Here is a 21,266-nt window from a genome sequence, read left to right on the forward strand (position 1 = left end):
GGAGCGCCCGTGGCACCCGACGCCGCGGGCTCGGCCGACACGATCCGAAGGAGACGACCCGGGCCCGGTTCAGGAGAGGCGGGCCAGCGGGTGGCCGGCCGCCAGGGTCACCACGCGGTCGAAGCGGCCGTCGAGGTCCTCGTCCCCGTGGTGCACGACGAGCAGCGCGCGCCCGGCGGTCCGCTCGCGCAGCAGCCGGAACACCAGCTCCCTGCCCCGGTCGTCGAGGTTCGCGAACGGCTCGTCGGCGAGGTACGCGTCCGCGTCCTCGCACAGGAGCGCGGCGACCCCGACGCGCTGGCGCTGGCCCGAGGACAGCGCCGAGGGCAGCTGGTCGGCCGCCGCGTCCAGGTCGAGCGCGGCGCGCAGCCGCTCGTCGGGGACGAGGTCGCGCACCGGCAGCGGGGGCAGGTTCACCGGAGCGGTCAGACTCGCCACCCGGGGCGGCAGGGTGACCGACCCGGCGTCGGGGGCGAGCGTCCCGGCGATGATGTGCAGCAGCGTGGTCTTCCCGCAGCCGTTGGGGCCGCGCAGCAGCACGTGCTCGCCGGCGTGCAGCTCGAAGGCGTCGAACGAGACCCCGGCCACCTCGCTCTTCCCGGACGCGGACCCGGCCCCGTACCCGTCCTCGTCGGCGCCGCCGCCGTACACGACACGGGCTCCGTGGACCCGGACCAGCGCCCCCTCGTCGTGGTACGGGTTCTCCTCGGCCTCCCGCAGGGACTCGATCCGTTCGAGGACGGCGGTGCTCCGACGGGCCTGCGGGATCATGTTGATGAGGTCGAACATCCCGGTCACCGCCCGCCACAGCGAGTTGACGAACGCGAGGAAGCTGCCGAAGGACATCCGGCCGGAGAAGACGAAGAAGGCCCCGACGACCATCGAAGCGGTGTCCGACAGGTTCATCACCAGGTCGCTGAGGGTCCGCTGGCGCTGCGCCAGCCGGAAGTTGACGAAGGTGATGCCGAGGAAGCCGCGCAGCGCGTCCTGGTTCGCGCGGCGCGTCCCCGGCAGCAGCGACGGCAGACCGCGCAGCGCGGGGAAGGCCTCCAGGGTCCGCGTCAGCGTGTTGATGTACCGGGCCTCCGCCTCGCGTTCGGGACCGGTGTTCTCCTCGATCCGCTTGCCGAGCCGGTTGCTCACGAACACCAGCGGCGGCACGATCACCAGCAGGACCAGGCTGGCCTGCCAGGACAAGTACAGCAGCACCCCCAGGAAGACGACCGAGGCGACCGCCTGGCGCGCGATGCGCAGGGACACGTCGACGGCGGGCAGCACCCCCTGGGACACGTCGTTGTGGATGCGGCTGACGTACGAGGCGTTGCCCGCCCGCGACACCTTGCGCCCGTCCAGGCCGAGGGCGCGGCCCAGCAGCTCCGTTTCCAGCACCAGCGTGAACGCGTTCTCGAACCGTTTGCGCCGGCAGGCGATCCAGTACCCCGTGAGGTTGAGGGTCAGCCCGAGCACGAGGTACGCGAGGCCGAGGAAGAGGAAGCGCCGCAGGTCGGCGGTCAGGATCGCCTCGTCGAACAGGGCCTTGAGCAGCAGCGGGTGCAGCAGCGCCTCCAGCCCGCTCATGGTGACCTCGGCGACGAGGACCACCACGAAGGGGGCACGGTGCCCCCGCAGCGTGACCCACAGTTGCCTCACCGCCCGACCTCGTCCAGCAGGAAGTCGGCCGGGCCTCCCCGGTTGACCCGGTGGAGCACCCGCAGCACGCCCGCCGAGCCCGTGAGGTAGTCGGTGGAGCAGCGCAGCAGGCCCTCACCGGGCAGCGCCAGCAGGGGCGGCCGGCCCTCGGCGCGGGGCAGTCCGAAACGTTCCGCGGGCTCGAAGAGGAAGACCCTCCGGACGAAGTCGAGCTGGCGCAGCGCCGTGTCGCGGTACGACCGGTCGCCGGTGAACTCGGCCGCGTCCAGCAGCGCGTCGGCGACCCCGGTCATACCGAAGGCGTAGCCCGGCATGACCGAGTAGCGGACGTCCAGCCCGCGCAGCACGGTCCGGGCCGCGTCGGTGTCCCCGTAGCGCAGCAGCACCTTCAGCACGCCCGCGGAACCGACCTCGACGTACGGCTCCATCGTCCCCTCGTGCTCGAACATGACCGGGCCGCCCTCGTCGTCGATGGGCTTGGCGTGGGCCATCTCCCAGGCGAGCGCCTCCCGCCCGAGCCGCAGGTAGCGCTCCTCTCCCGTGATCTGGTGCATGCGCAGCAGGAACATCGCGACACCGGCCTGCCCGAAGCCCAGGCCGGTCAGCGGCTCCTTCGCGGTGAACTCGTTGAGCCAGTGGGCCTGCCCGCCGTCGCGCTGCGCCGTCTCGTACAGCGCCTGCGCGCACTCCTGCGCCGCGGCGAGGTCGCGGGGGTCGTGGCCGCGCAGGAAGAAGCGCAGGTTCGTCATGCCGACCCCGGAGAGGCCGTAGTAGAAGGTGTGGTCGCCCTTCTCCACCGCCCGCTCGTTGGCCCGGGTCAGCAGCTCCCTGGCCTGGGTGCCGAGCCCGAGGGAGTCGGCCGCCCAGGCGATGCCGGACAGGCCGTTCATGAGCCCGTCCGGGTAGCGGGCCGGATCGATGTCCGTCAGCTTGCCGCTCAGCCAGGCGCGCCACTCGGGCCGGACCGGGACGCCGCTGGCGTGCAGCGCCCACAGGACGCCGCTCGCCCCGAAGCCCAGGCTCAGCGGGTTGGTGACGTGCGCGAAGGGGTCCACGGGGAAGAGCGTGTCGCGGTCGGTGTCGGCGCTGGCTTCGACGAACGCGGCCACCCCGGCCTCCGTCTCCGCCAGGGCGAGCCGCTCCTCGACGACCGGGTGCGACGGGAGGGCCTCGACCGCGTCGAGCAGTGCGGCCTCGTCCTCCAGGGCCTTCAGCAGGCCGGTGAGGTCCATCCGGTCCCGGGCCAGGTCGGTGATCAGCCGGTGCACCCGCTCCGGCCAGCCCAGGCCCTCGGTGATGAAGATCCGGTACAGGTCGAGGACGTCTTCGCGCAGGTACGACATGGCGGCGATCGGGAAGACGAAGTACGCCATGGTGGACGCGAGGGCGTACCGGTCGCCCTCCGGACCGTACGCCTTGAAGCGGTTGCGGGAGAGGCTGAACCCCGGGGTGTAGAGCTCGACCGGCTTCGCCAGAGCGGCGTCGCCGCTCTCGGCCAGCCGGCAGGCCTCCAGGTCGACGATGGTCACCTCGTGGGTGTCCGGGTTGATCAGCAGGTTGGCGGCGGTGAAGTCGGCGAGGATCACCCCGCGGTCGTGGGCGGCCCGGATCGCGCGGGCCAGCCCGCGGAAGACGGCGAGGAACGTCCGCAGGTACTCCCGCGACCGCTCGATGTCGAACCCCGGCCGCGCCAGCGGGTTGCGTTCCAGGAGCACCGAGCGGAGGTCGGAGCTGTCGACGAACTCCTCCGCGATGTAGTGGTGTTCCCAGTGCTGGAACTTCGCGATCGGCGCCGGGTACGAGCCCGCGTCGGCCAGCCGGTTCAGGAACATCCACTCGCGGCCGAGGATGTCCACGGCGTCGTGGTCCTGGCGCGGGTTGATGTTGGTGTGCGGCCGGGCCTCCTTGAGCAGCACCGGGCGGTCGTCGTCCGCGGTGTCCTCGGCCGTGTACACGCCGCCGCTGTTGGAGAACTGGATCGCGCCGGTCACCCGGAAGCGGCCCCCGAGCAGGCCGTCGTCCCCCTCGTCGTCGTCGGCGGGCCGCCAGTCGTCGAACGGCCAGGGCACCCAGGAGGGCTGCGCATGGCCCGGGCGCCGGTCGTCGGGGACGGGTCCGTCCGGTCCGAGGATCTGCGGCAGCCTGCGGCCGAGGACGTCGACGGTGTGGGTGTCGAGGAACTGGCCGTAGCGGAAGTAGAGGGCCTTGCTGTCCTGGTACCGCAGGTCCGACAGGACGTAGGCGCCCTCGACGCCCTTCAGGAGGCGGGCGAGGTCCGCCAGGCACGTGCGGAACTCTTCGTCGTCGCGCGGGTAGACGGTGACGAGCTTGCCGCCGCTGCCCCGGGACATGGCCTTGGAGTTGAGCATCTCGAAGATGTTGAGATCGAGAGCGATCTTGAAATCGATCTCGCGTTCCGTCAGGTGGCCGATCACCGAGGCGGCGACCTCGCGTACGTGGCGGTGGCTCGACGAAACGTGGATCTTCCAGCCCTGCGCAGGCAGGTCCTGGTTGTGCCGGAAGCTCCACCAGATGCCGCTGCGGACGAACCGGGCCCGCACCCGCTCGTCGAACGCGGCGAGGAAGTGGTCCGCGTTCGGCTCGTAGAAGACGTCGAGCGGGTCAAAGAACAGTGTGTCGTTCCACGCGAAGAGGAAGCGGTAGACCCAGCGTTCGTTGCGCATGTCAGCCTCTGTGATCGTCCTGGGGGCCGCCGGCAGCAGCGGCAGCGGCCGTCGGGAACGACGGGTCCGTGCGGGGGCGCGCCGAGCCCCCGCACGGACCCGACGGGTCAGTTCGGGTTCTGCGGCTCGCGCGGAGCCTTGCAGCAGTCGCTGCTGCTGCTCGTCAGGCTGATGGTGGCGGCAGCACTGGGCGTGACGCGGGCCTCCATGTTCTGAAGCTTGAGGACGCTCATCCGGATCACCTCCTCGAACGTCGGGAGCGCGGGTCGCGCGCTGCTGTGGATTCCTGGCCGGCCGATCGACAGGTCCGACTCAACGCCATCCGCTCCAGGCGCACATGGGCGGTGGCCCCGCATAATCTCCGCCCGCGCCCCCCACCGAAGTGCCGCCCGGTACGGGGCGAAATGGTGGTGGTCCGCACGCTCCGGCCGGCGGTACCCGGTGTGGTAGGGAAGGGCGATGTCAGAGGTGGTGTCTAGCCTCGGGAGCATGTCTGAGACCTCCACGGGTGCGCCCGACGACGTGAACGCCCAGCCCGACGATGCGCGGTGGACCGTGCAGTGGGCCGACGGCCCCGTACCGGACCAGCGGCGGCTGCGTCCCCTCATCGGCCACGGCGGCCCGGTGCGGGCGGTGGCCACCGCGATCGTCGACGGCAGACCGGTCGCGGTCTCGGGCAGCCGGGACAAGACCGTGCGCGTCTGGGACCTCGCGACGGGCGGGCAACTCCACGATCCGGTCACCGGCCGCACCGACCCGGTGTCCTCGATGACGGCCGAGGTGCTGTCCGTGGCCACGGCGGTCGCCGACGGCAGGCCCGTGGCCTTCAGCCTGCACGGCGACGACGCGGTCCTGGTGTGGGACCTGGCCACCGGCCGTGCGGCAGGGGAGTTCGTCAGGCTGGTGGAGAGCGCCGTCCTGGAGGGGCGCCGGGTCCTCCTCACCCTCGGGGCCGACGGGACCCTGTACGTGGGGGACCTGCTCACCGGCCGCCGGGTCACCGCCTTCCCGTCGGCGGCCGGCCTCGCGCTGTTGGACGGCCGCCGTGTCGTCCTCACCGTCGACGACATCGACGTCGACCGGACGGTGCGCGTGTGGGACCTGGGCACCGGCGATCAACTGGCCCGTTCGCTGGAGGTGGTGCGGACCGTCGAACTCGACGGACGCGTGCTCGCCGTCACCGCCGGGGAGCCGGACCGGGAGCCGGACGGGGAGTCGGACCGGGAGCCGGACCAGGGGCCCGGCCAGGCGGAGCATCGGCTGTGGGACCTGGCCACCGGCGAGCCGGTGGAGGCCCCCTCGGCCGACGCGGCCCTGTCCGGCGGCGCGGACCGGTCCGGCGTGACGACCGTGACGGTCGTGCACGGACGTGCCGTCGCCGTCGGCCTCGACGGCGAAGAGCCCCGCTTCATCGGCCCCCTGGCCCTCGCCCGCCAGAACGGCGCCCTGGTACGGGCCCGGGCCCGGGAGACCGCGGTGCTGGACGGACGGACCGTCGCCCTCACCGTCGAAGCGGACGGGACCCAGCGCATCTGGGACCTGACGGACGACGGGCAGCGCGTGAACGGCATGCGGGTGATCGGTGCCCTCGGCGCGAGCGGCACGGCGCCGGCCTTCCCGCCCGGCCCGGAGCGGGACGGGGACCTCTGGCACCGGATCTCCGGCCGTGGCAACGGCCCGTCCGACAGCGGGGATCCGGTCCTGCTCACCGTGGAGCAGGACGACACGGTGGTGGTACGGGACCGCGCCACCGGAAAGCCCGTGGGCCCGCCGCTGACCGGCCACACCGGCAAGGTCTGGGACGTGGCCACCACCGTCGTGGACGGGCGGCCCGTCGCCGTCACGGCGGGCGCCGACCACACGCTCCGGACCTGGGACCTCACCCACACCCACGGGTCCGGTCCGGCCCGCACCGGCCACACCGGAACGGTTTCGGCGATCACCACGGCCGTTGTCGGCGGGAGCCCGGTGGTCGTCACGGCAGCCGCCGACCGCACCCTGCGCGTCTGGGACCTGGCCACCGGGCAGCAGGTCGCGGACCCCGTGACCGGCCTGGAGGGGGAGGTGACCGCCATGGTCACGTCGGAGGTGGACGGGCGGCCGGTGGTCGTGACCGCGGGCTCCGGCGACACCCTGCACCTGCTGGATCCGGTGGGCGGGGAACACCTCGGCGAGCCCGTCGCCACCCATCACGGCCGGGTGCTGGCCCTGGCGGGCGCGACCCTGGCCGGCCGGCCCGTCGTGGTCACGGCCGGCGCCGACCGCACCGCGGCGATCTGGGACCTCGCCACCCGCCGCCCGGTCGGCGAACCGCTCACCGGCCACACCAGCCGGGTGACCGCCGTGGCGACGGCGGAACTGGCGGGGCGGCCCGTCGCGGTCACCGGGAGCTGGGACAAGACCGTACGGCTGTGGGACCTCACCACCGGCCTGCCGATCGGGGAACCCCTGACCGGCCACACCGACTGGGTGACAGCGGTGGCCACCACGCTGGTCGAGGGTCGGCCCGTCGCGGTCAGCAGGAGCCGGGACAAGACGGTGCGCCTGTGGGACCTGGCCACGATGCGGGAGACCGGCGACCCCCTGACCGGCCAGACGGATCCGAACGGGCCCGTGGCCGTCACCGTCGGGGGCGCCCGGCCGGTGGTGGCCATCGGCCAGGGCCAGGCCGTGCGGTTCTGGGACCCCGCCGAGGAGGGAGGAGAGGGGAACGAGTACGCGCTGCCGCTCCCGGCGGGCGCGCTCGCGTCCGCGCCGGGCGGGCGGCTCGTGGTCGCGTTCGGCCCGGAGCTCACGGTCCTGTGCCCGGCGGCGGGTTGACTGAAATGGACCGTACCCCTCCGGTAGGTCGGGAGAATCTCAGGAGCAAGTGGCGGTGATCGGCCGTGCGGGCGGGGGCGAGTGAACGGGCTCCTGTCGTACGGCGGTTCACCGATCCCCCCAGTACCGTGAGAGGCACCACGATGACCACACACCGCGTCAGGCGTTACGCGGCACGCGCGTTGACCATGGCGGTCGCGGCCTGCGCCGTCGCTGCGGCGACCACCCTTCCGGCGTCCGCCGCCGACCAGCCGACCCGGCAGCAGCTCATGGCGGACTGCGCCTCGGGCGAAGGCAAGTGCACCTTCAACTCGCCCCAGCTCGGGGAGGCGTACCTGGGTGAGTTCCGCCAGGTGTCGAACTCGCTGTTCAACTGCAGTACGTCCGACGCCACCCAGTCGATGACCTGGGACGACACGGTGGGCTCCACCGACTCGTTGGGCGTCTCCGTTACGGCGGGAGGCAAGATAGCGGGCATCGTTGACCTGAGCGTAACCGCGAGTTACAGCCATAGTTGGTCGAGCAGTCACTCGGAGAGCAGCTCGCTCAACATGACGGTGAAGCCCGGCGAGGTCGGATGGATCTCGCGCGCCCAGGTGATGCAGAAGGTCTCCGGTACCTGGCAGACCCACTACGACAGCCCCAAGTGGAGCCACTACTACTGGTTCTTCCAGGACACGATCACCAGCCCGGCCAAGAACGGCACGGACGGCAAGAGCAACGCGGTGGTGGTCAAGAGCCGCAAGATGACCGCCGCGGAGAAGCGTTCCTGCACCGCCGAGGGCCACCAGGGCCAAGCGTTCGTCGAGTCCCGCTGAACCCTCCCGGCCCCGCCCCGCTCCCCGGGGCGGGGCCGGACGGCGGGGGCCGCCCCCGGTCCCCCGCGAGAGCGAGGGGCCCCATGCCTGACGGGAAGACGAAGGCCGACGACGTACCCGACCCGGCCCTGGCGGCCTTCGAGCTCAGCGCCCGGCTGGTGCTCGCCGGCCGGTACGAGGAGGCCCTGACGGCGACCGACGAGGCCGCGCGGCTCTACCGGGAACGGAGCACCGACACCTGGACCGGTCCGCTCGAAGCCTTGGGCGCGGCCGCCTCGCGCGCCTATGTCCTGGTGTTCCGCTGCGAGGCGCTGTCGAAGCTCGGGCGGTGGGAGGAGTGCCTGCGCACCGCCTCCGAGGCCGTGGCCCTGAGCCGCTCGCAGCAGGCCGACGCGCCCTTCGCCGCACCGCTGGGTGCCACCCTGATGGGCCTCGCCACCGCGTTGTGGGGACTCGGCCGCCCGCAGGAGGCCCTCGCGATGGCCCGGGAGTCCGTGGGCCTGTACCGCAGGCTCGCCCGCAGGGACGCCGCGTACCGCCCGCAGCTCGCCAACGCGCTCAACCTGCTCGGCGTGGTGCTGTCCCGCCTGGGGCTGCACGTCGAGGCGCTGAAGGTCACCAAGGAGTCCGTCGCCCTGTACCGGCGGCTGACCTCGGCGGACCCGGCCGCCCACACCCTCGGGCTCGCCCGGGCGGTGAACAACCTGGCCCGTCGTAGGTCGGTGCGCGACCACGGGCGCCGGGCGCTGCGGAGCGCCCGGGAGGCGGTGGCGCTCTACCGGCAGCTGGCCCGGGACGACCCGGCGGTCCACCGGCGCGACGTCGCGATGGCGCTCGGCAACCTCGCCCGGGCGCACTCCAGCCGAGAGGCGTCGCTGGCCGCCGCGCAGGAGTCGGTCGCCATCCTGCGGGACCTGGACCAGGGCGATCCCCGCGTCCACGGCGCGCTCCTCGCCGACGCGCTCTCCCTCCTCGCGGCCGCCCTGGCCGACCTGGGCCGGCTCCGGGAGGCGGCCGAGGTCACCACACAGGCGCTGGCGATGATGCGGGAGCAGGCCGCGATCAACCCCGTGGCCCGGCGGGGCGACCTCGCCCTGGCCCTGGCGTTCCACGCCCGGGTGCGGGCCGAGGCCGGGACCGACCTCGCCGAGGGCCTGGCGGCCGCCACGGAGGCGGTCGGCCTCATGCGCGAGCTCGCGGCCGAGCTCCCGCAGATGTACGCCTCCTCCCTCGCGGAGGTCCGCGCCCTGGAAGACCGGCTGCGGGCCCTGGCCCCGCCATCCGGCGCGTAGGCCCCGTCCCGGCCGGGCAGCCGCCCGGCCGCGGAGGCTTTTAGGCGAAGTTCATGAGGGTGTCAAGTCCCGAGTTTCCGGAACATGACCCGGATGTGGCCCCCGGGGCTTACTTGTGGTGCGGGCCTCACCGGAAACAAAACGAGGCAGACGAAAGAAAAGGAATACCTCTTCCTTCGTCGACATCACCGCAGCGTCCCGGAAATCCGGGTACGTCATACACCCCTCTTGAATCTGTAGGAGAAAGTCATGAACCGCAAGATGCACACCAACAACGTTGTTCGTCCCACCCGCCGCGGTTTCCGCGTCGCCACTCTCGTCGCCGCGGCCGCCGTGGTCACAGGAGGAGTTGTGCTCCCGGCGTCCATGGCCTCGGCCGCTCCGGTGGCCACCCACGTCGCTACGGCCCTCCCGAACGGTGGGGGCGCCGGAGGTGACGGTGGCAAGGGCGGTACCGGCGGTCTCGTCGGTGGCGCCGGTGGTGCCGGTGGCTCCGGTGGCGGCAGCGTAGTGGGCACCGGTGGCAAGGGTGGCAACGGTGGTACCGGTGGGGACGGTTTCCTGCTCGGTGGCGCCGGTGGCGGTGGCGGCGGTGGCGGCGAAGGCCGCATCGGTGGCGCCGGTGGTAACGGCGGCGACGGCGGCTTCGGCGTCCTCCAGGGCGGCAACGCCGGTGGTGGCGGCGGGGGCGGCGACGGCTTCGTCAAGGGCGGCAAGGGCGGCAACGGCGGCAACGGCGGCTTCAGCTTCTTCAACGGAGGCAACGGCGGCAAGGCCGGAGACGGCGGCTTCGGTGGCCTGATCGGTGGCGAGGGCGGCAACGGCGGCGCCGGTGGCGGCAGCCTCTTCTGACCGCTCACCGCAGTACCCGCTCAACGGGGTGGAGGCCTTCGGGCCTCCACCCCCACCCCCCACACCCCCTCGTCGGTATGTGCCGAAACGGAGAAACCCCTCATGTTCACGAAGTCCTGGCAGCGTCCGATCATCCTGGTCACGGCCTCTCTGGCCCTCGTCACCGGTACGGCGTGCGCCGCGCAGGCGTCGCAGTCCCACACCCCCGCGAACATCAGCGCCTCGGCCCCGGCCGACCACCCGGAACACTGCGTCGGCTTCGGCGCCGGCGGCAAGGGCGGAGAGGGCGGCAAGGGCGGCCGGGGCGGCGAGCCCGGTCAGCCGGGTGAGCCCGGCCAGCCCGGCGGGGTCGGCTGCTTCACGTTCGACGACCTGCCCGACAAGCCGAAGGCGGACCTGACGGTGGTCGACAAGGTGCGCATCGTGCTCATCGTGCTGGCGGCCGACGACGCGGACGAGACCACGAAGAAGATCGCCGAGAAGTACAAGATCTCGGAGAAGCAGATCGACACCTGGAAGAAGTACTACGTCGACGGCGACTGGTTCGCCCTGATGGGAGACGACGTCCGCTCGTGAGGCCCCGGCGCCCCGGTCCGCACCGGGCCGGGGCGCCGGAAAACCTCGGGGAAAGAACGGCCGGACATCGATCGGGCCCATTCGACAGGAACGCGGGAAAGCGGGACATCGGGAATCCGCAGCCGCGTCACGGAAAGCATTTTCCAGGCAAGGGAGATTCTCATGCGTACGCGATCCACGAAGTTTCGGCTCGGTCTCATCATTTCGGCGACACTGATCGGCGCGGGTGCCATGGCACCGGTCGCCACGGCGGCCCCGGCGCCGTCCGTCCAGACGGTCTCCGCGTTCGCGGACGGCGACGCGAATCCGGGCGGGGGCCGGTTCGACGGCCGGGCGGTGCTCAGCGGAGTCAAGGTGGACAAGGGCAGTGTCCGTGTCGGTGACCGGGTCTGTGCGGGCAGCTGCGAGGGATCGGTGAACGGCACCAACGGTGGCAAGGGCGGCATCTGCGCCGGTCTGTGCAACGGCAGCGCCAACGGCGGCACCGGCGTCACGGGCGTGCCGGGCGGGACCGGCGGCACCGGCGGCAAGGGCGGCATCTGCGCCGGGACGTGCAACGGCAGCGCCAACGGCGGCACCGGCGGCACCGGCGGGGTGGCACTGCCCGGCGGTGACGGCGGCAAGGGCGGCACCGGCGGCGACGGCGGCCTCTGCATCGGCTTCGGCTGCGGGACCACCGGCGGCTTCGGCGGTAACGGAGGCGCCGGCGGCAACGACGACGACTGACCGCCACGGACCGCGGCGCGCACCGGGGCCGGTCCCCTACAGGGGACCGGCCCCGGTGCGCGTCCGCATGCGCGCCCGTCCCGCCCGTCCCGCTCGACGGGGCGGCGCGCGGGTGGGGCGCTCGATAGACTTCCAGGTATGGAAGAGCGGCCTGCCGCGTCCGGCGGCGCCACCCGGCAGGGTGAGGGGGGCGCCCGATGAGCGAGGCATCCAACCTCAGCGTGTACGCGGGCCGTGCCTCGGGCCTCATCGGCAAGCAGATCGCGGGCTACCGGGTGGAGCGCATGATCGGCCGCGGTGGCATGGCCGTCGTCTACTGCGCGAAGGACCTGCGCCTGGACCGTACGGTCGCGCTCAAACTCATCGCCCCCGAGCGGGCCCGGGACGAGACCTTCCGACGCCGCTTCACGCACGAATCGCGGGTGGCCGCATCGATCGACCACCCGCACATCGTGCCCATCTTCGAAGCCGGTGAGACCGACGGCGTCCTCTACATCGCCATGCGCTACGTCTCCGGCCTGGACCTGCGCGCGCTGCTGGACCGCGAGGGCCCGCTGCCCGTGGCGACCGCCCTGCGGATCGCCGCCCAAGTGGCATCGGCGCTCGACGCGGCCCATGACCACGATCTCGTGCACCGGGACGTCAAGCCCGGCAACATCCTGGTCGCGGCGGGCACCGACAGCGAGCACCCCGAGCACATCTACCTCACGGACTTCGGGCTGACGAAGAAGGCGCTGGCGCTGACCGGGTTCACCACGGACGGCGAGTTCGTCGGGACGCTCGACTACATGGCGCCGGAACAGATCTCCGGCAGGCCGGTGGACGGTAGGTGCGACCTCTACAGCCTGGCGTGCGTCGTCTACGAAACGCTCGCCGGCGGGCCGCCCTTCCAGCGCGAGGAGGACGCGGCGCTGCTGTGGGCGCACCAGTACGACCCCCCGCCCCCGCTGACGGAAAGGCGGCCGGGAATCGCTCCCGCCGCCGCCGACGTACTGACCAAGGCCCTGTCGAAGGTCCCCGAGGACCGCTACGGGTCCTGCCTCGAATTCGTGGCCGCGTTGCGCGCCGCCACGGGAGGCGGCAACGGCCGTTACGCCGATCCGCCGGCGCGGGAGGACTCCCGTCCCCCCGGTGTCCCGGGGGACTCCGCGCCCCCGCGGGAGCCCCCGGTCTGGGCCCGGCCGATCTTCTACGGCCGGCCCGACGGCCCCTGAGAACGGCTCAGGGCCGTCCCGCCGGTACCGGCCGGGACGGCCCTGCTGCGTACGTCATTCCTGTGCGAGTTCCGCGGTCGTCACAGCCCCATCGAGATGGCCAGGCGGGTCATCTCGGCCGTGGTGCTGATGTTCAGCTTGGCGCGGATGCGGCGCAGGTAGGCGTCGACCGTGTGCTTGGAGAGCCCCATCTGGCGAGCCGTCTGCAGGTAGGTGCAGCCTGCGGCGATGTGGCGCAGTGCCTCCTGCTCGCGCGGGGCGAGGGTGGGGGCGGTGGTTTCGGTCTGCGGGGCGACGAGGGTGAGGCTCATGATTTCCTCCGACGGATCGGTCTGGTCATCACTGCTCACGTCCTCGGAAGCAGGGAACGTATACCTGAATGTCGGTGTTTGTCCCTGATAAAGAGCTTGTCGGCGGGACTTCATGAAGCTGTCCGCCGACTGTCACAGGCGCGTCACAGGGAACATTTCCGTGCATATCGCCCAGCCCCGTACGCGTCCTCAGTACTCGGTGAGGGACTGCTCGGCCCAGATGGTCTTGCCGATGGCCGCGTGCCGGGTGCCCCAACGCTCGGCGAGCTGGGCGACCAGCAGCAGGCCCCGCCCGCCCTCGTCGAAGGTCCGGGCCCGCCGCATGTGCGGGGCGGTACTGCTCGCGTCGGAGACCTCGCAGATCAGGGTGCTGTTCTTCTCGTGGATCAGCCGCAGCTGGATGGGCGGCTGGCCGTACCTGATCGCATTGGTGACCAGCTCACTGACGAGGAGCTCGGTGACGAAGGCGGCCTCCTCCAGCCCCCAGGCCGTCAGCTGGTCGGTGGTCTGGCGCCGGGCCGTGGCGACCACGGAGGGTTCGGAGGGCAGGTCCCAGACGACGACCTGGTCGGCGTGCAGGCTCCGGGTCCGGGCGACGAGCAGGGCCACGTCGTCGTCGGGGCGGTGCGTCAACATGGCCGTCAGTACCCGGTCGCACACCGCGTCCAGCGTGTCCGCGGGCCGCACCAGGGCCGCGAACATGCTGTCCAGCGCCTCGTCGATGTCGTGGTCGCGGGCCTGCAACAGACCGTCGGTGTAGAGGGCGAGGATGCTGCCCTCGGGCAGCTCGACCTCGAGCGTCTCGAAGGGCAGGCCGCCCAGACCGAGCGGGGGACCGGCCGGGACGTCCAGGAGGTACACGGAGCCCTCCGGGGAGACCACGGCGGGCGGCGGGTGGCCGGCCCGGGCGACCGTGCAGCGGCGGATGACCGGGTCGTAGACCACGTAGAGGCAGGTGGTGCCGATGCCCCCGGCCGTCTCCCCGCCGGACTCCTGGTCGCCCTCGTCGGCGGACAGGTGGATGACGAGGTCGTCGAGGTGGGTGAGCAGCTCGTCCGGTCCCAGGTCGACATCGGCCAGGGTGCGTACGGCGGTGCGCAGCCGCCCCATGGTGGCGGTGGCCCGGATGCCGTGGCCGACGACGTCCCCCACGACCAGGGCCACCCGGGCGCCCGACAGCGGGATCACGTCGAACCAGTCGCCGCCCACACCGGCCTCGCCGGCCGCGGGCAGGTAGCGGGAGGCGATCTCCAGCGCGGCCTGATCGGGCAGCGTGTGCGGGAGCAGGCTGCGCTGCAGCGTCATGGTCGTCGTGTGTTCCCGGCCGGACCGGTACGCGTTGCGGATCCCGGCCGCCGCCCGGGCCGTGAGCTCCCCGGCCACCCGCAGATCCTCCGGCTGGAAGGGCTCCCGGCGCCGGTGGCGGCTGAAGACGGCCACACCGAGCGTGCCCCCGCCGGCCCGCATCGGCACCACCATGATCGAGTGGGCCCCGTACTCCCCGATCCAGGCGGCTCCGGGGTCCTGGGCCGCCCAGTGGGCGAGGGCCGGGTCCTCGGCCCCGTACACGACGCCGTGGCCCGCGACCAGCGCTTCGACGGGCGGCGACAGCGGCGGATAGCTGGTCGTGTCCCCGACGGGGACCCTGGACTCCGGCGTTCCGTCGAGGACCGACCGCGCCGCGGCACGGCACACGGTGACCGGCCCGTCGGCCTGGACCGAGGACGGCTCGTCGCCGCGCGGGAGCGGTTCCAGCAGGTCCACGACCGCGAAATCGGCGAACCGGGGGACGGCGGCGTCGGCCAGCTCGTGTGCCGTGCGGACACTGTCCAGCGTGGTCCCGATGGGCGCGGTGGCGACCTCGTCCGTCAGGAGCATCTGGTGCTGGACGCCCTCCACCCCGCTCCGGTCGTGCGCGGCCAGACATACGGCGTGCACCCGGCCGTCCTGGTCCCGCAACGGCGCCAGCGAGGTGGCCCAACCGTGCTCCGCGCCGGCGCCCGTCGGGTGGACGAAGGCCTCCATGTACTGCGGCTCACCGGAGTCCAACGTCAAGCGCATCCGGCGCTCGGTCTCGTCGCTCACGGGATCCGGCGCGATCTCCGGCAGTCGTAGCCCCCGCATCTCGGCCTCCGTGAGGGAGAGCGTGCGCTCCATGCCGGTGTTCGCCCGTACCAGTCGCAGGTCCGCGTTGAAGATCGCCAGGAAGCAGGGGGACTGGGTGAACGCCCATTCCTTCAGCGGTTCGTCCCAGGGAGATCGGGATGCGCCCCCGACGGCGGACACCACGAACCACTTGGTGCTGCCGCCGCTGGACGTCCAGCGGTGCGCGAGCAGTGCCACCTCCATGCGGTGACCGTCCCGGTGGCGCAGCGCCACCGTGCCGCTCCACCGCTCCTGCTCGGACGGCACCCGCCGCGCCGCGTCACTGAGGACGTCGGCGAGCCGGTGGGCGGCGGGCAGCCCCACGACCTCGGACGGGACGTAGCCGAGCAGCCGGGTCGCGCCCTCGCTCCACTCGGTGACGATGCCCTGCTCGTTGATCGTCGCCGAGGCCGTGTAGGCCGACTCGAGGGAGGCGCCCGTTTCTTCGGGCCGCTCACCAGGAGAGGTGGGAACTCGCTCCATCGCCACTCATCTCGCCCTCGCTCGTTCCGCTGCCGCCGCCCCACGGGGACGTGCACGGCCAGGCGCTCCTTTGACCAGGATCATCCAGCCGGGCAAGGAGCACCAACGCAGTTCCGTCACGCGGGGCACCCGGCCACCGGGTGCGCCAGGACGAGGGCGAGCGCCGCGCCGTCCGTCCGCCACACCATCGCGCGGCGCCGTCCGCCGAGGACGGGCGGCCGGAGGCCGAGGATCGGGATGCCGCGCGGAGCGGCGCCGAAGACCCCGCTCCGGTCGGCCTTGACCGCGGCCTCCTTCAGCGCCCAGGCCCCGGCCACGGCGTCGGGCCGCTCCCCGTCGATGAGGCAGCGCTCCCCGGGCGACAGGAAGTGGTCCGCGACCCGGCGTACGGCGTCGGCCGAGGCGAGCTCGCACAGGTCCACCCCGACCGGTTCCGGCGCGAGGGCCGCGGCGACGTACCCGGTGGTGTGGCTGATGGAGACGTGCAGCGCGACCACCGGGCTGCCACCGACCACGATGCGGGGACTGCCGTCGTCCCGCGGGAGGATCTCCACGCAGTCCGCCGGCGCCGGGACCACCTCGCCCACCAGCTGCTTGGCGAGCAGCCGACCGGCCGTCCACTCGGCCTGCCGCCAGGTCGGCAGCGCGCGGACCACGCGCCGCTCGGCCGGTGAGAGCGGCGGCACCTGCCGGAGCTCGCGGGCCCGGGCCACGATCAGGAGGGCCCCGCCCCACCGGTGGACCCGGCCCGCCGCGATCGGCCGGAAGGCGGCGTCCACGGTGGCGGCGGTCATGAGACCAGGTCCTTGTCCGAGTCGAGGAGCAGCAGCTCGCGCGCCAGCGCGGCCACGGCCCGGCGGATCTGGCCGGGCGTGTGGTCGTACGTGATGAAGAACCGCAGCCGTGCCAGCTCCTCCGGTACGGCCGGATGGAGGATGGGGTTCACGCTGATGCCCTGCTGGAACAGGGCCTCCGCGAGCCGCAGGGTCTTCAGCGAGTCCCCGACGATGCACGGCACGACCGGCGTGTCATGGCTGTCCCCGGTGTTGATGCCCGCCTCGCGCGCGAGGTGGACGAAGAGGGCCGCGTTCTCCGAGAGCCGGGCCACCCGCTGCGGCTCGGCGCGCAGCATGCGCAGGGCGGTCAGCGAGGCCGCGGTGTCGGCCGGGGTCATTCCGGCGCTGTAGACGAAGCCCGGCACGGTGTAGCGCAGGTACTCCACGACCGGGCGGCTCCCCGCGACGTAGCCGCCGCAGCTCGCCAGCGCCTTCGACAGCGTGCCCGACCACAGGTCGACCGCCGCGCGGTCGATGCCGTAGTACTCGCCGATGCCGCGGCCGGTCCGGCCGATCGTTCCGATGCTGTGCGCCTCGTCGATCATCAGCAGCGCGCCGTGCCGGCGCTTGACGTCGACGAGGGCGGGCAGGTCGGCGATGTCCCCGTCCATGCTGTAGACGCCCTCGACGACGACGAGCACCCGCCGGTACTGGTCGCGGACCTGCGTCAGCAGGGCGTCGAGTGCGGTGGCGTCGTTGTGGGGGAAGGGCCGCCGGGTCGCGCCGGAGAGCCTGCACCCCTGCAGGATGCTGTCGTGCGCGAGGGAGTCGTGGACGATGAGGTCCCCGGGCCCGACGAGGTGGCCGATCACGGTGACGTTGGTGGCATGGCCGTTGGCCAGGGTGACCGCCGCTTCGCATCCGAGCAGGTCGGCGATCTCGCTCTCGAGTTCCAGGTGGAGCGGGCGGCTGCCGGAGAGCAGCCGGCTGGCGGAGACCGAGGTGCCGCAGCGCTCTATCGCCTCGTGGGCCGCCTCGTTCACCTGCGGGTGGGTCGCCATGCCCAGGTAGTTGTAGCTGGAGAAGGAGAGGAGTTCCCGGCCGTCGATGACGGTGGTGTCCGTCAGCGCGCCCTCGTGGACGAGGAAGTAGGGATTGGCCAGCCCCAGCTCGGAGAGGGCGGCGACGCGTTCGGTGTGGGCGGTGACCTCCGGGAAGCACTCGATCCGTGTGTGCTGCTCGGGCAGCGGGGTGGCGGCCGGGTCCGTGGCCGTCGGCGGGGCGCAGGCTTCGGGGGCGGGCGGGTCGGCGGGCGGCGGTGCCGGGGTCCCCTCGGTTCCGGAACGCTGCTCGGGGACGGGGACGGGGACGGGGACGGGGACGGGGGCCGCCGGTACGGAGTCGCCGCAGCAGCGCACGATCATCGCGGCGATCCCTCCGACGGTCGGCCGGTCGGTGGCCGTTTCGTCGCGGGTCCACTGCGGCCACTGCCGCTTGAGGGAGGAGAACAGGTCGGTCAGCATCAGCGAGTCGAAACCGAGGTCGTCGATCAGCAGCTGGTCGTCGCGCAGGTGGGCGATCGGGAAGGCGCTGACCCGGGCCACGTGTGCGAGCACGGACTCCGTGACCGTGGTGGGGTCCCCGGCCGGCGGGGGTTCCTCGGTGTCGGGCGCGTCGGGCGCGTCGGGCTCGGCCGGGGGTACCGGGGTGGTTTCGGCCGCCGCCGGGGCGGCGGCCTGCGCGGCCGGGTTCGGCTCGGGGCGGGTTTCGGCGAGGCGGGCCAGCAGCGCGGCCTCCGTGGCCGGGTTCGGCCCGGGGAGGGTTTCGGCGAGGCGGGCGAGCAGCGCCGTCTGCTGCTGGACCAGCCGGATCAGTTCGTCCATCGGGTGGAGCGGCGAGGCGTTCATCGTGGTCTCCTCGGGGGGTACGGGCCGGGACTGGGCCCGGGGCCGGTGGGAGGGGGCGGAGGTGCCCGTCGCCCCCGGGCGCCGGCGGGGCATCCAGTAGGACTGGGTGGCGAGCTTCGCCACCGGCAGGTCGAGCAGTCGGCGCTCCTCCTGGGGAACCAGGGGGCGCGGGTCGACCGGGGCGCCCAGGACCGCGAGCCGGGCGAGGGCCCGTACGAAGCTCCGGCCGCCGTCCGGCGCCGCCCCGGCGACGGGGACGACGTGGACGTCGCCGTGGTCGGTGAGGTTGCGGCGGACCGAGGTCAGGAGCGAATTGCCGCCGGTCACCTGGAGGAAGACACGGGCCCCCTGGTCGTAGGCGGTGCGCACGGCATCGCCGAACTGGACCGGCGCGGACGCGTGCCGGGCCCACAGCTCGCGCAACCGCTCGGGGTCGGTGCAGACCTCCGCGTTCACGGAGGAGACGAACGGGAGGACGGGGCTGTTGACGGGGCGCTCGGCGAGGTCCGTGCGCATCTTCTCGTCCGCGGCGGCGAGCCGCGGCGAGTGGAAGGCGTTCGACACGTCGAGCGCCACCGTGACGACCCCCGCCTCGGCACAGGCCTGGCGCATGGCGTCAAGTCCGTGCGGCGTGCCGCTGACCACGACCTGCCGCGGCTGGTTGAAGCAGGCGAGCCACACGTCGTCGATGCCGTTCACCAGCCGGCGGCAGGTCTCCTTGTCGGTCTGTACGGCGAGCATCCCGCCGCGCAGGCCGCTCTCGGCCTCCCGCAGGGTCGCGCCCCGGCGCACCAGCAGCCGCACGGTGTCCTCGTCGGTGAGGGCGCCGGCCGCAGCGGCCGCGGCGAACTCCCCGACGCTGTGGCCGAGGACCAGGTGGGGAGCGACGCCGAAGCCGGCGAGGAGCCGGGTGGCGGCGATCTGGACGGTCCCGAGCAGCGGCTGGCACACCTCGGTGGAGGAGAGCCGGCGCCCGGTCTCCTCGGCGTCGCCCTCGGCGGTCGCCGCCTCCCCGTACAGCAGGTCGCCGATGTCGAAGCCGGTGGCTTCGCGGGCCGCGGCGCCGAGGCCGTCGACGGTCGCCCGGAAGCCGGGGAACCGCTCGTGGAGGTCCCGCATCATGCCGGGCCGCTGGCTCCCCTGACCGGGGAAGAGGAAGGCGAGCCGGCGCCGCTCGGCCGGCAGCGGGGCGTCGGCGGCGAAGGCGTCGTCCCCCAGGTCGCCCCGGTCGCCCTCGACGAGCTGCTCGCGGGCGCGGCGCAGCCGCCGGACGAAGGCCTCCGTGTCGTCGGCCACGATCGCGAGCCGGGCCGTCAGCGGCCGGCGGGAGCCGAGGGTGTGGGCCACGGCTGCCAGCGGGGCGGGGTCCGGCGTGTCGAGTGCGTCGAGAACCTCGCCGATGTGCCGGTCCAGGAGCTCCGGACTGCCGGCCGAGAGCAGGACGAGCTGAGGACCGGTGTCCGGGGCGGCCCCGGTCTCCCCGGTGCGTTCCGGGAGACGGCCGGTAGCAGGGGTGGGGGCGAGGGTGGGGGCAGGGGCAGGGGCGGGGGCGGGCCGCTCCTCCAGAACCACGTGGACGTTCGTCCCGCCGAAGCCGAACGAGCTGACGGCGGCCCGGCGCGGAGCGCTGGAGTCCGGAAACGGCCGCGGGGCGTCGGCGAGGCGCAGGCCCGCGGCGTCGATGCCCAGGCCCCGGTGCGGGGCGGTCCGCGGCTGCGGAACGATCGTCCGGTGGTGGACGACCAGGGCCGTCTTGATCAGTCCGGCGATGCCCGCGGCGGACAACGAGTGTCCGATGAGGGCCTTGCCCGCGCCGACGTAGCACAGCGAGGGGTCGTCGTCGGGGTACTCGGTGCGCAGCCGGCGCAGCGCCTCGACCTCGGCGCGGTCGCCGGTGGCGGTACCGGTCCCGTGGGCCTCCAGGAAACCGACCGTGGACGGGGCGACCCCCGCGTCGTCGTAGGCCCGGCGCATGGCGCGCAGCTGGCCTTCGGGAGCGGGCGCCAACGGCCCGGGGGACGCGCCGTCGTTGGCCGAGCCGATGCCCTTGATCACCGCGTAGACCCGGTCGCCCGCGGCGAGCGCATCGGCGAGCGGCCGTACGACGACGGCGCCCGCGCCCTCACCGAGGACGAAACCGTCGGCCCCCTCGTCGAAGGGGCGGCACACCCCGGTGGCGGACAGCGCCCGGAGCGTGGAGAAACCGATCAGGCTGTCGGGCGTGAGGTTCAGGTACACGCCGCCGACGACGGCGATCCGGCAGCTGCCCTGGCGCAGTTGGGCCATGGCCTGGTCCAGGGCGACGAGCGAGCCGGAGCAGGCGGCGTCGACGGCGAAGCTGGGCCCGCCGAGGTCGAAGTGCCGGCTGACGGTGCCGGGGGCCATGTTGAGCAGGCTCCCCGGCAGACTGAAGGCCTGTACGGTGCCGAGCGATCCCGCGTGGTCCTTGACGGCGTCGAGGAGGTCGCCGGGGTCCGCCGCGGCTTGCCGCGCGTCCTCCGCCAGGGCGATGGCCCGGATGGGGGCCGACATCAGGTCCTTGTAGTCGGACACCGACATTCCGCAGAAGACCCCGGTGTTCTCCCGGTCGAAGTCGCCCCGGCCCAGCCCCGCGTCGTCCAGGGCCTCGCGGGTGACGTCCAGCAGCAGCCGGTGCTGCGGGTCCATGGCCCGGGCGCGAGCGGGCGGTACGCCGTAGTGCAGGGCGTCGAAGCGGTCCACGTCGTCCAGGAAGGCGACCTGGTCGGTGTACGCGGCGTGGGGTGCGGAGGGATTGCCGGGTTCGTGGAAGGTCTCATGGTTCCAGCGCTCCTTCGGCACGGCGGAGAACTGTCGTTCCCCGCTCAGCAGGAGCTTCCAGTAGGCGCTGATGTCGGGAGCGCCCGGGAAGCGGCAGCCGAGTCCGGTGATGGCGATGTCGGTCATGGGAGTTCTTCCTTGCCGTGAGAGGGGGGTGAGAGGGGGGTGAGACGGGGGTACGGGAGGGGACGGGTAGGGGAGGGGCGGCGGGTG

At 73.1% G+C, this 21,266-nt stretch carries 14 protein-coding genes; 7 read left to right on the forward strand and 7 right to left on the reverse strand.

Translation table 11 applies throughout. The annotated features are described in order from the left end of the window. Nucleotides 1–69 precede the first annotated feature (69 nt). From OG594_RS15995 to OG594_RS16005, 3 genes are all read right to left on the reverse strand, one after another. Nucleotides 70–1,650, reverse strand: coding sequence for an ABC transporter ATP-binding protein (locus tag OG594_RS15995; RefSeq protein WP_266599370.1), 1,581 nt, complete (start codon nt 1,648–1,650; stop codon nt 70–72). Beyond that, complete coding sequence (gene lanKC / locus OG594_RS16000) at nt 1,647–4,334, reverse strand: class III lanthionine synthetase LanKC (RefSeq protein ID WP_266599372.1); 2,688 nt, start codon at nt 4,332–4,334, stop codon at nt 1,647–1,649. The genes OG594_RS15995 and lanKC overlap by 4 nt, the downstream gene beginning before the upstream one ends. Before the next feature lie 107 nt (nt 4,335–4,441). Next, on the reverse strand, nt 4,442–4,567 hold the full coding sequence (locus OG594_RS16005; RefSeq protein WP_199810350.1) for a class III lanthipeptide: 126 nt from the start codon (nt 4,565–4,567) through the stop codon (nt 4,442–4,444). Between the two features lie 256 nt (nt 4,568–4,823). Between OG594_RS16005 and OG594_RS16010 the strand changes: the two genes are divergently transcribed. From OG594_RS16010 to OG594_RS16040, 7 genes are all read left to right on the forward strand, one after another. After that, on the forward strand, nt 4,824–7,154 hold the full coding sequence (locus OG594_RS16010; RefSeq protein WP_266599376.1) for a WD40 repeat domain-containing protein: 2,331 nt from the start codon (nt 4,824–4,826) through the stop codon (nt 7,152–7,154). 143 nt (nt 7,155–7,297) lie between these two features. Continuing rightward, entirely contained in the window at nt 7,298–7,972 is a 675-nt protein-coding gene (locus OG594_RS16015) for a hypothetical protein (RefSeq protein ID WP_266599378.1), read from the forward strand. 83 nt (nt 7,973–8,055) lie between these two features. Next, the gene (locus OG594_RS16020) at nt 8,056–9,264 is read left to right on the forward strand and encodes a tetratricopeptide repeat protein (protein ID WP_266599380.1); all 1,209 of its coding nucleotides are present in this window, start codon (nt 8,056–8,058) and stop codon (nt 9,262–9,264) included. A gap of 249 nt (nt 9,265–9,513) precedes the next feature. Further along, nucleotides 9,514–10,116, forward strand: coding sequence for a hypothetical protein (locus OG594_RS16025; protein ID WP_266599382.1), 603 nt, complete (start codon nt 9,514–9,516; stop codon nt 10,114–10,116). A gap of 102 nt (nt 10,117–10,218) precedes the next feature. Next, nucleotides 10,219–10,692: a hypothetical protein gene (locus OG594_RS16030; protein ID WP_266599384.1), complete on the forward strand. Its 474-nt coding sequence runs from the start codon at nt 10,219–10,221 to the stop codon at nt 10,690–10,692. A 162-nt stretch (nt 10,693–10,854) separates the two neighbouring features. Then, nucleotides 10,855–11,418: a hypothetical protein gene (locus OG594_RS16035; protein WP_266599386.1), complete on the forward strand. Its 564-nt coding sequence runs from the start codon at nt 10,855–10,857 to the stop codon at nt 11,416–11,418. Nucleotides 11,419–11,615: 197 nt separating this feature from the next. Beyond that, the gene (locus OG594_RS16040; protein WP_266599388.1) at nt 11,616–12,632 is read left to right on the forward strand and encodes a serine/threonine-protein kinase; all 1,017 of its coding nucleotides are present in this window, start codon (nt 11,616–11,618) and stop codon (nt 12,630–12,632) included. An 80-nt stretch (nt 12,633–12,712) separates the two neighbouring features. On the opposite strand, the gene OG594_RS16045 is transcribed toward OG594_RS16040, so the two are convergent. From OG594_RS16045 to OG594_RS16060, 4 genes are all read right to left on the reverse strand, one after another. Further along, the gene (locus OG594_RS16045) at nt 12,713–12,943 is read right to left on the reverse strand and encodes a response regulator transcription factor (protein WP_266599390.1); all 231 of its coding nucleotides are present in this window, start codon (nt 12,941–12,943) and stop codon (nt 12,713–12,715) included. A gap of 189 nt (nt 12,944–13,132) precedes the next feature. Then, complete coding sequence (locus OG594_RS16050) at nt 13,133–15,571, reverse strand: SpoIIE family protein phosphatase (protein WP_266599392.1); 2,439 nt, start codon at nt 15,569–15,571, stop codon at nt 13,133–13,135. A 116-nt stretch (nt 15,572–15,687) separates the two neighbouring features. Beyond that, nucleotides 15,688–16,365, reverse strand: a complete 678-nt coding sequence (locus tag OG594_RS16055; RefSeq protein WP_266599394.1) for a 4'-phosphopantetheinyl transferase superfamily protein — start codon at nt 16,363–16,365, stop codon at nt 15,688–15,690. Further along, nucleotides 16,362–21,179 (reverse strand): type I polyketide synthase, encoded by a 4,818-nt coding sequence (locus OG594_RS16060; protein WP_266599396.1) that lies wholly within the window; start codon nt 21,177–21,179, stop codon nt 16,362–16,364. The genes OG594_RS16055 and OG594_RS16060 overlap by 4 nt, the downstream gene beginning before the upstream one ends. Between the last annotated feature and the right edge of the window lie 87 nt (nt 21,180–21,266).

It is taken from the genome of Streptomyces sp. NBC_01214 (assembly GCF_026340975.1).
Lineage (GTDB): Bacteria > Actinomycetota > Actinomycetes > Streptomycetales > Streptomycetaceae > Streptomyces.

What these genes read in the sequence shown, in the direction of transcription:
- OG594_RS16035 (WP_266599386.1), top strand. Translation starts at nt 10,855, where the DNA reads ATGCGTACGCGATCCACGAAGTTTCGGCTCGGTCTCATCATTTCGGCG.
- OG594_RS16050 (WP_266599392.1), bottom strand. Translation starts at nt 15,571, where the DNA reads ATGGAGCGAGTTCCCACCTCTCCTGGTGAGCGGCCCGAAGAAACGGGC.
- OG594_RS16030 (WP_266599384.1), top strand. Translation starts at nt 10,219, where the DNA reads ATGTTCACGAAGTCCTGGCAGCGTCCGATCATCCTGGTCACGGCCTCT.
- OG594_RS16020 (WP_266599380.1), top strand. Translation starts at nt 8,056, where the DNA reads ATGCCTGACGGGAAGACGAAGGCCGACGACGTACCCGACCCGGCCCTG.
- OG594_RS16045 (WP_266599390.1), bottom strand. Translation starts at nt 12,943, where the DNA reads ATGAGCCTCACCCTCGTCGCCCCGCAGACCGAAACCACCGCCCCCACC.
- OG594_RS16055 (WP_266599394.1), bottom strand. Translation starts at nt 16,365, where the DNA reads ATGACCGCCGCCACCGTGGACGCCGCCTTCCGGCCGATCGCGGCGGGC.
- OG594_RS16040 (WP_266599388.1), top strand. Translation starts at nt 11,616, where the DNA reads ATGAGCGAGGCATCCAACCTCAGCGTGTACGCGGGCCGTGCCTCGGGC.
- lanKC (WP_266599372.1), bottom strand. Translation starts at nt 4,334, where the DNA reads ATGCGCAACGAACGCTGGGTCTACCGCTTCCTCTTCGCGTGGAACGAC.
- OG594_RS16005 (WP_199810350.1), bottom strand. Translation starts at nt 4,567, where the DNA reads ATGAGCGTCCTCAAGCTTCAGAACATGGAGGCCCGCGTCACGCCCAGT.
- OG594_RS16060 (WP_266599396.1), bottom strand. Translation starts at nt 21,179, where the DNA reads ATGACCGACATCGCCATCACCGGACTCGGCTGCCGCTTCCCGGGCGCT.
- OG594_RS16010 (WP_266599376.1), top strand. Translation starts at nt 4,824, where the DNA reads ATGTCTGAGACCTCCACGGGTGCGCCCGACGACGTGAACGCCCAGCCC.
- OG594_RS16025 (WP_266599382.1), top strand. Translation starts at nt 9,514, where the DNA reads ATGAACCGCAAGATGCACACCAACAACGTTGTTCGTCCCACCCGCCGC.
- OG594_RS16015 (WP_266599378.1), top strand. Translation starts at nt 7,298, where the DNA reads ATGACCACACACCGCGTCAGGCGTTACGCGGCACGCGCGTTGACCATG.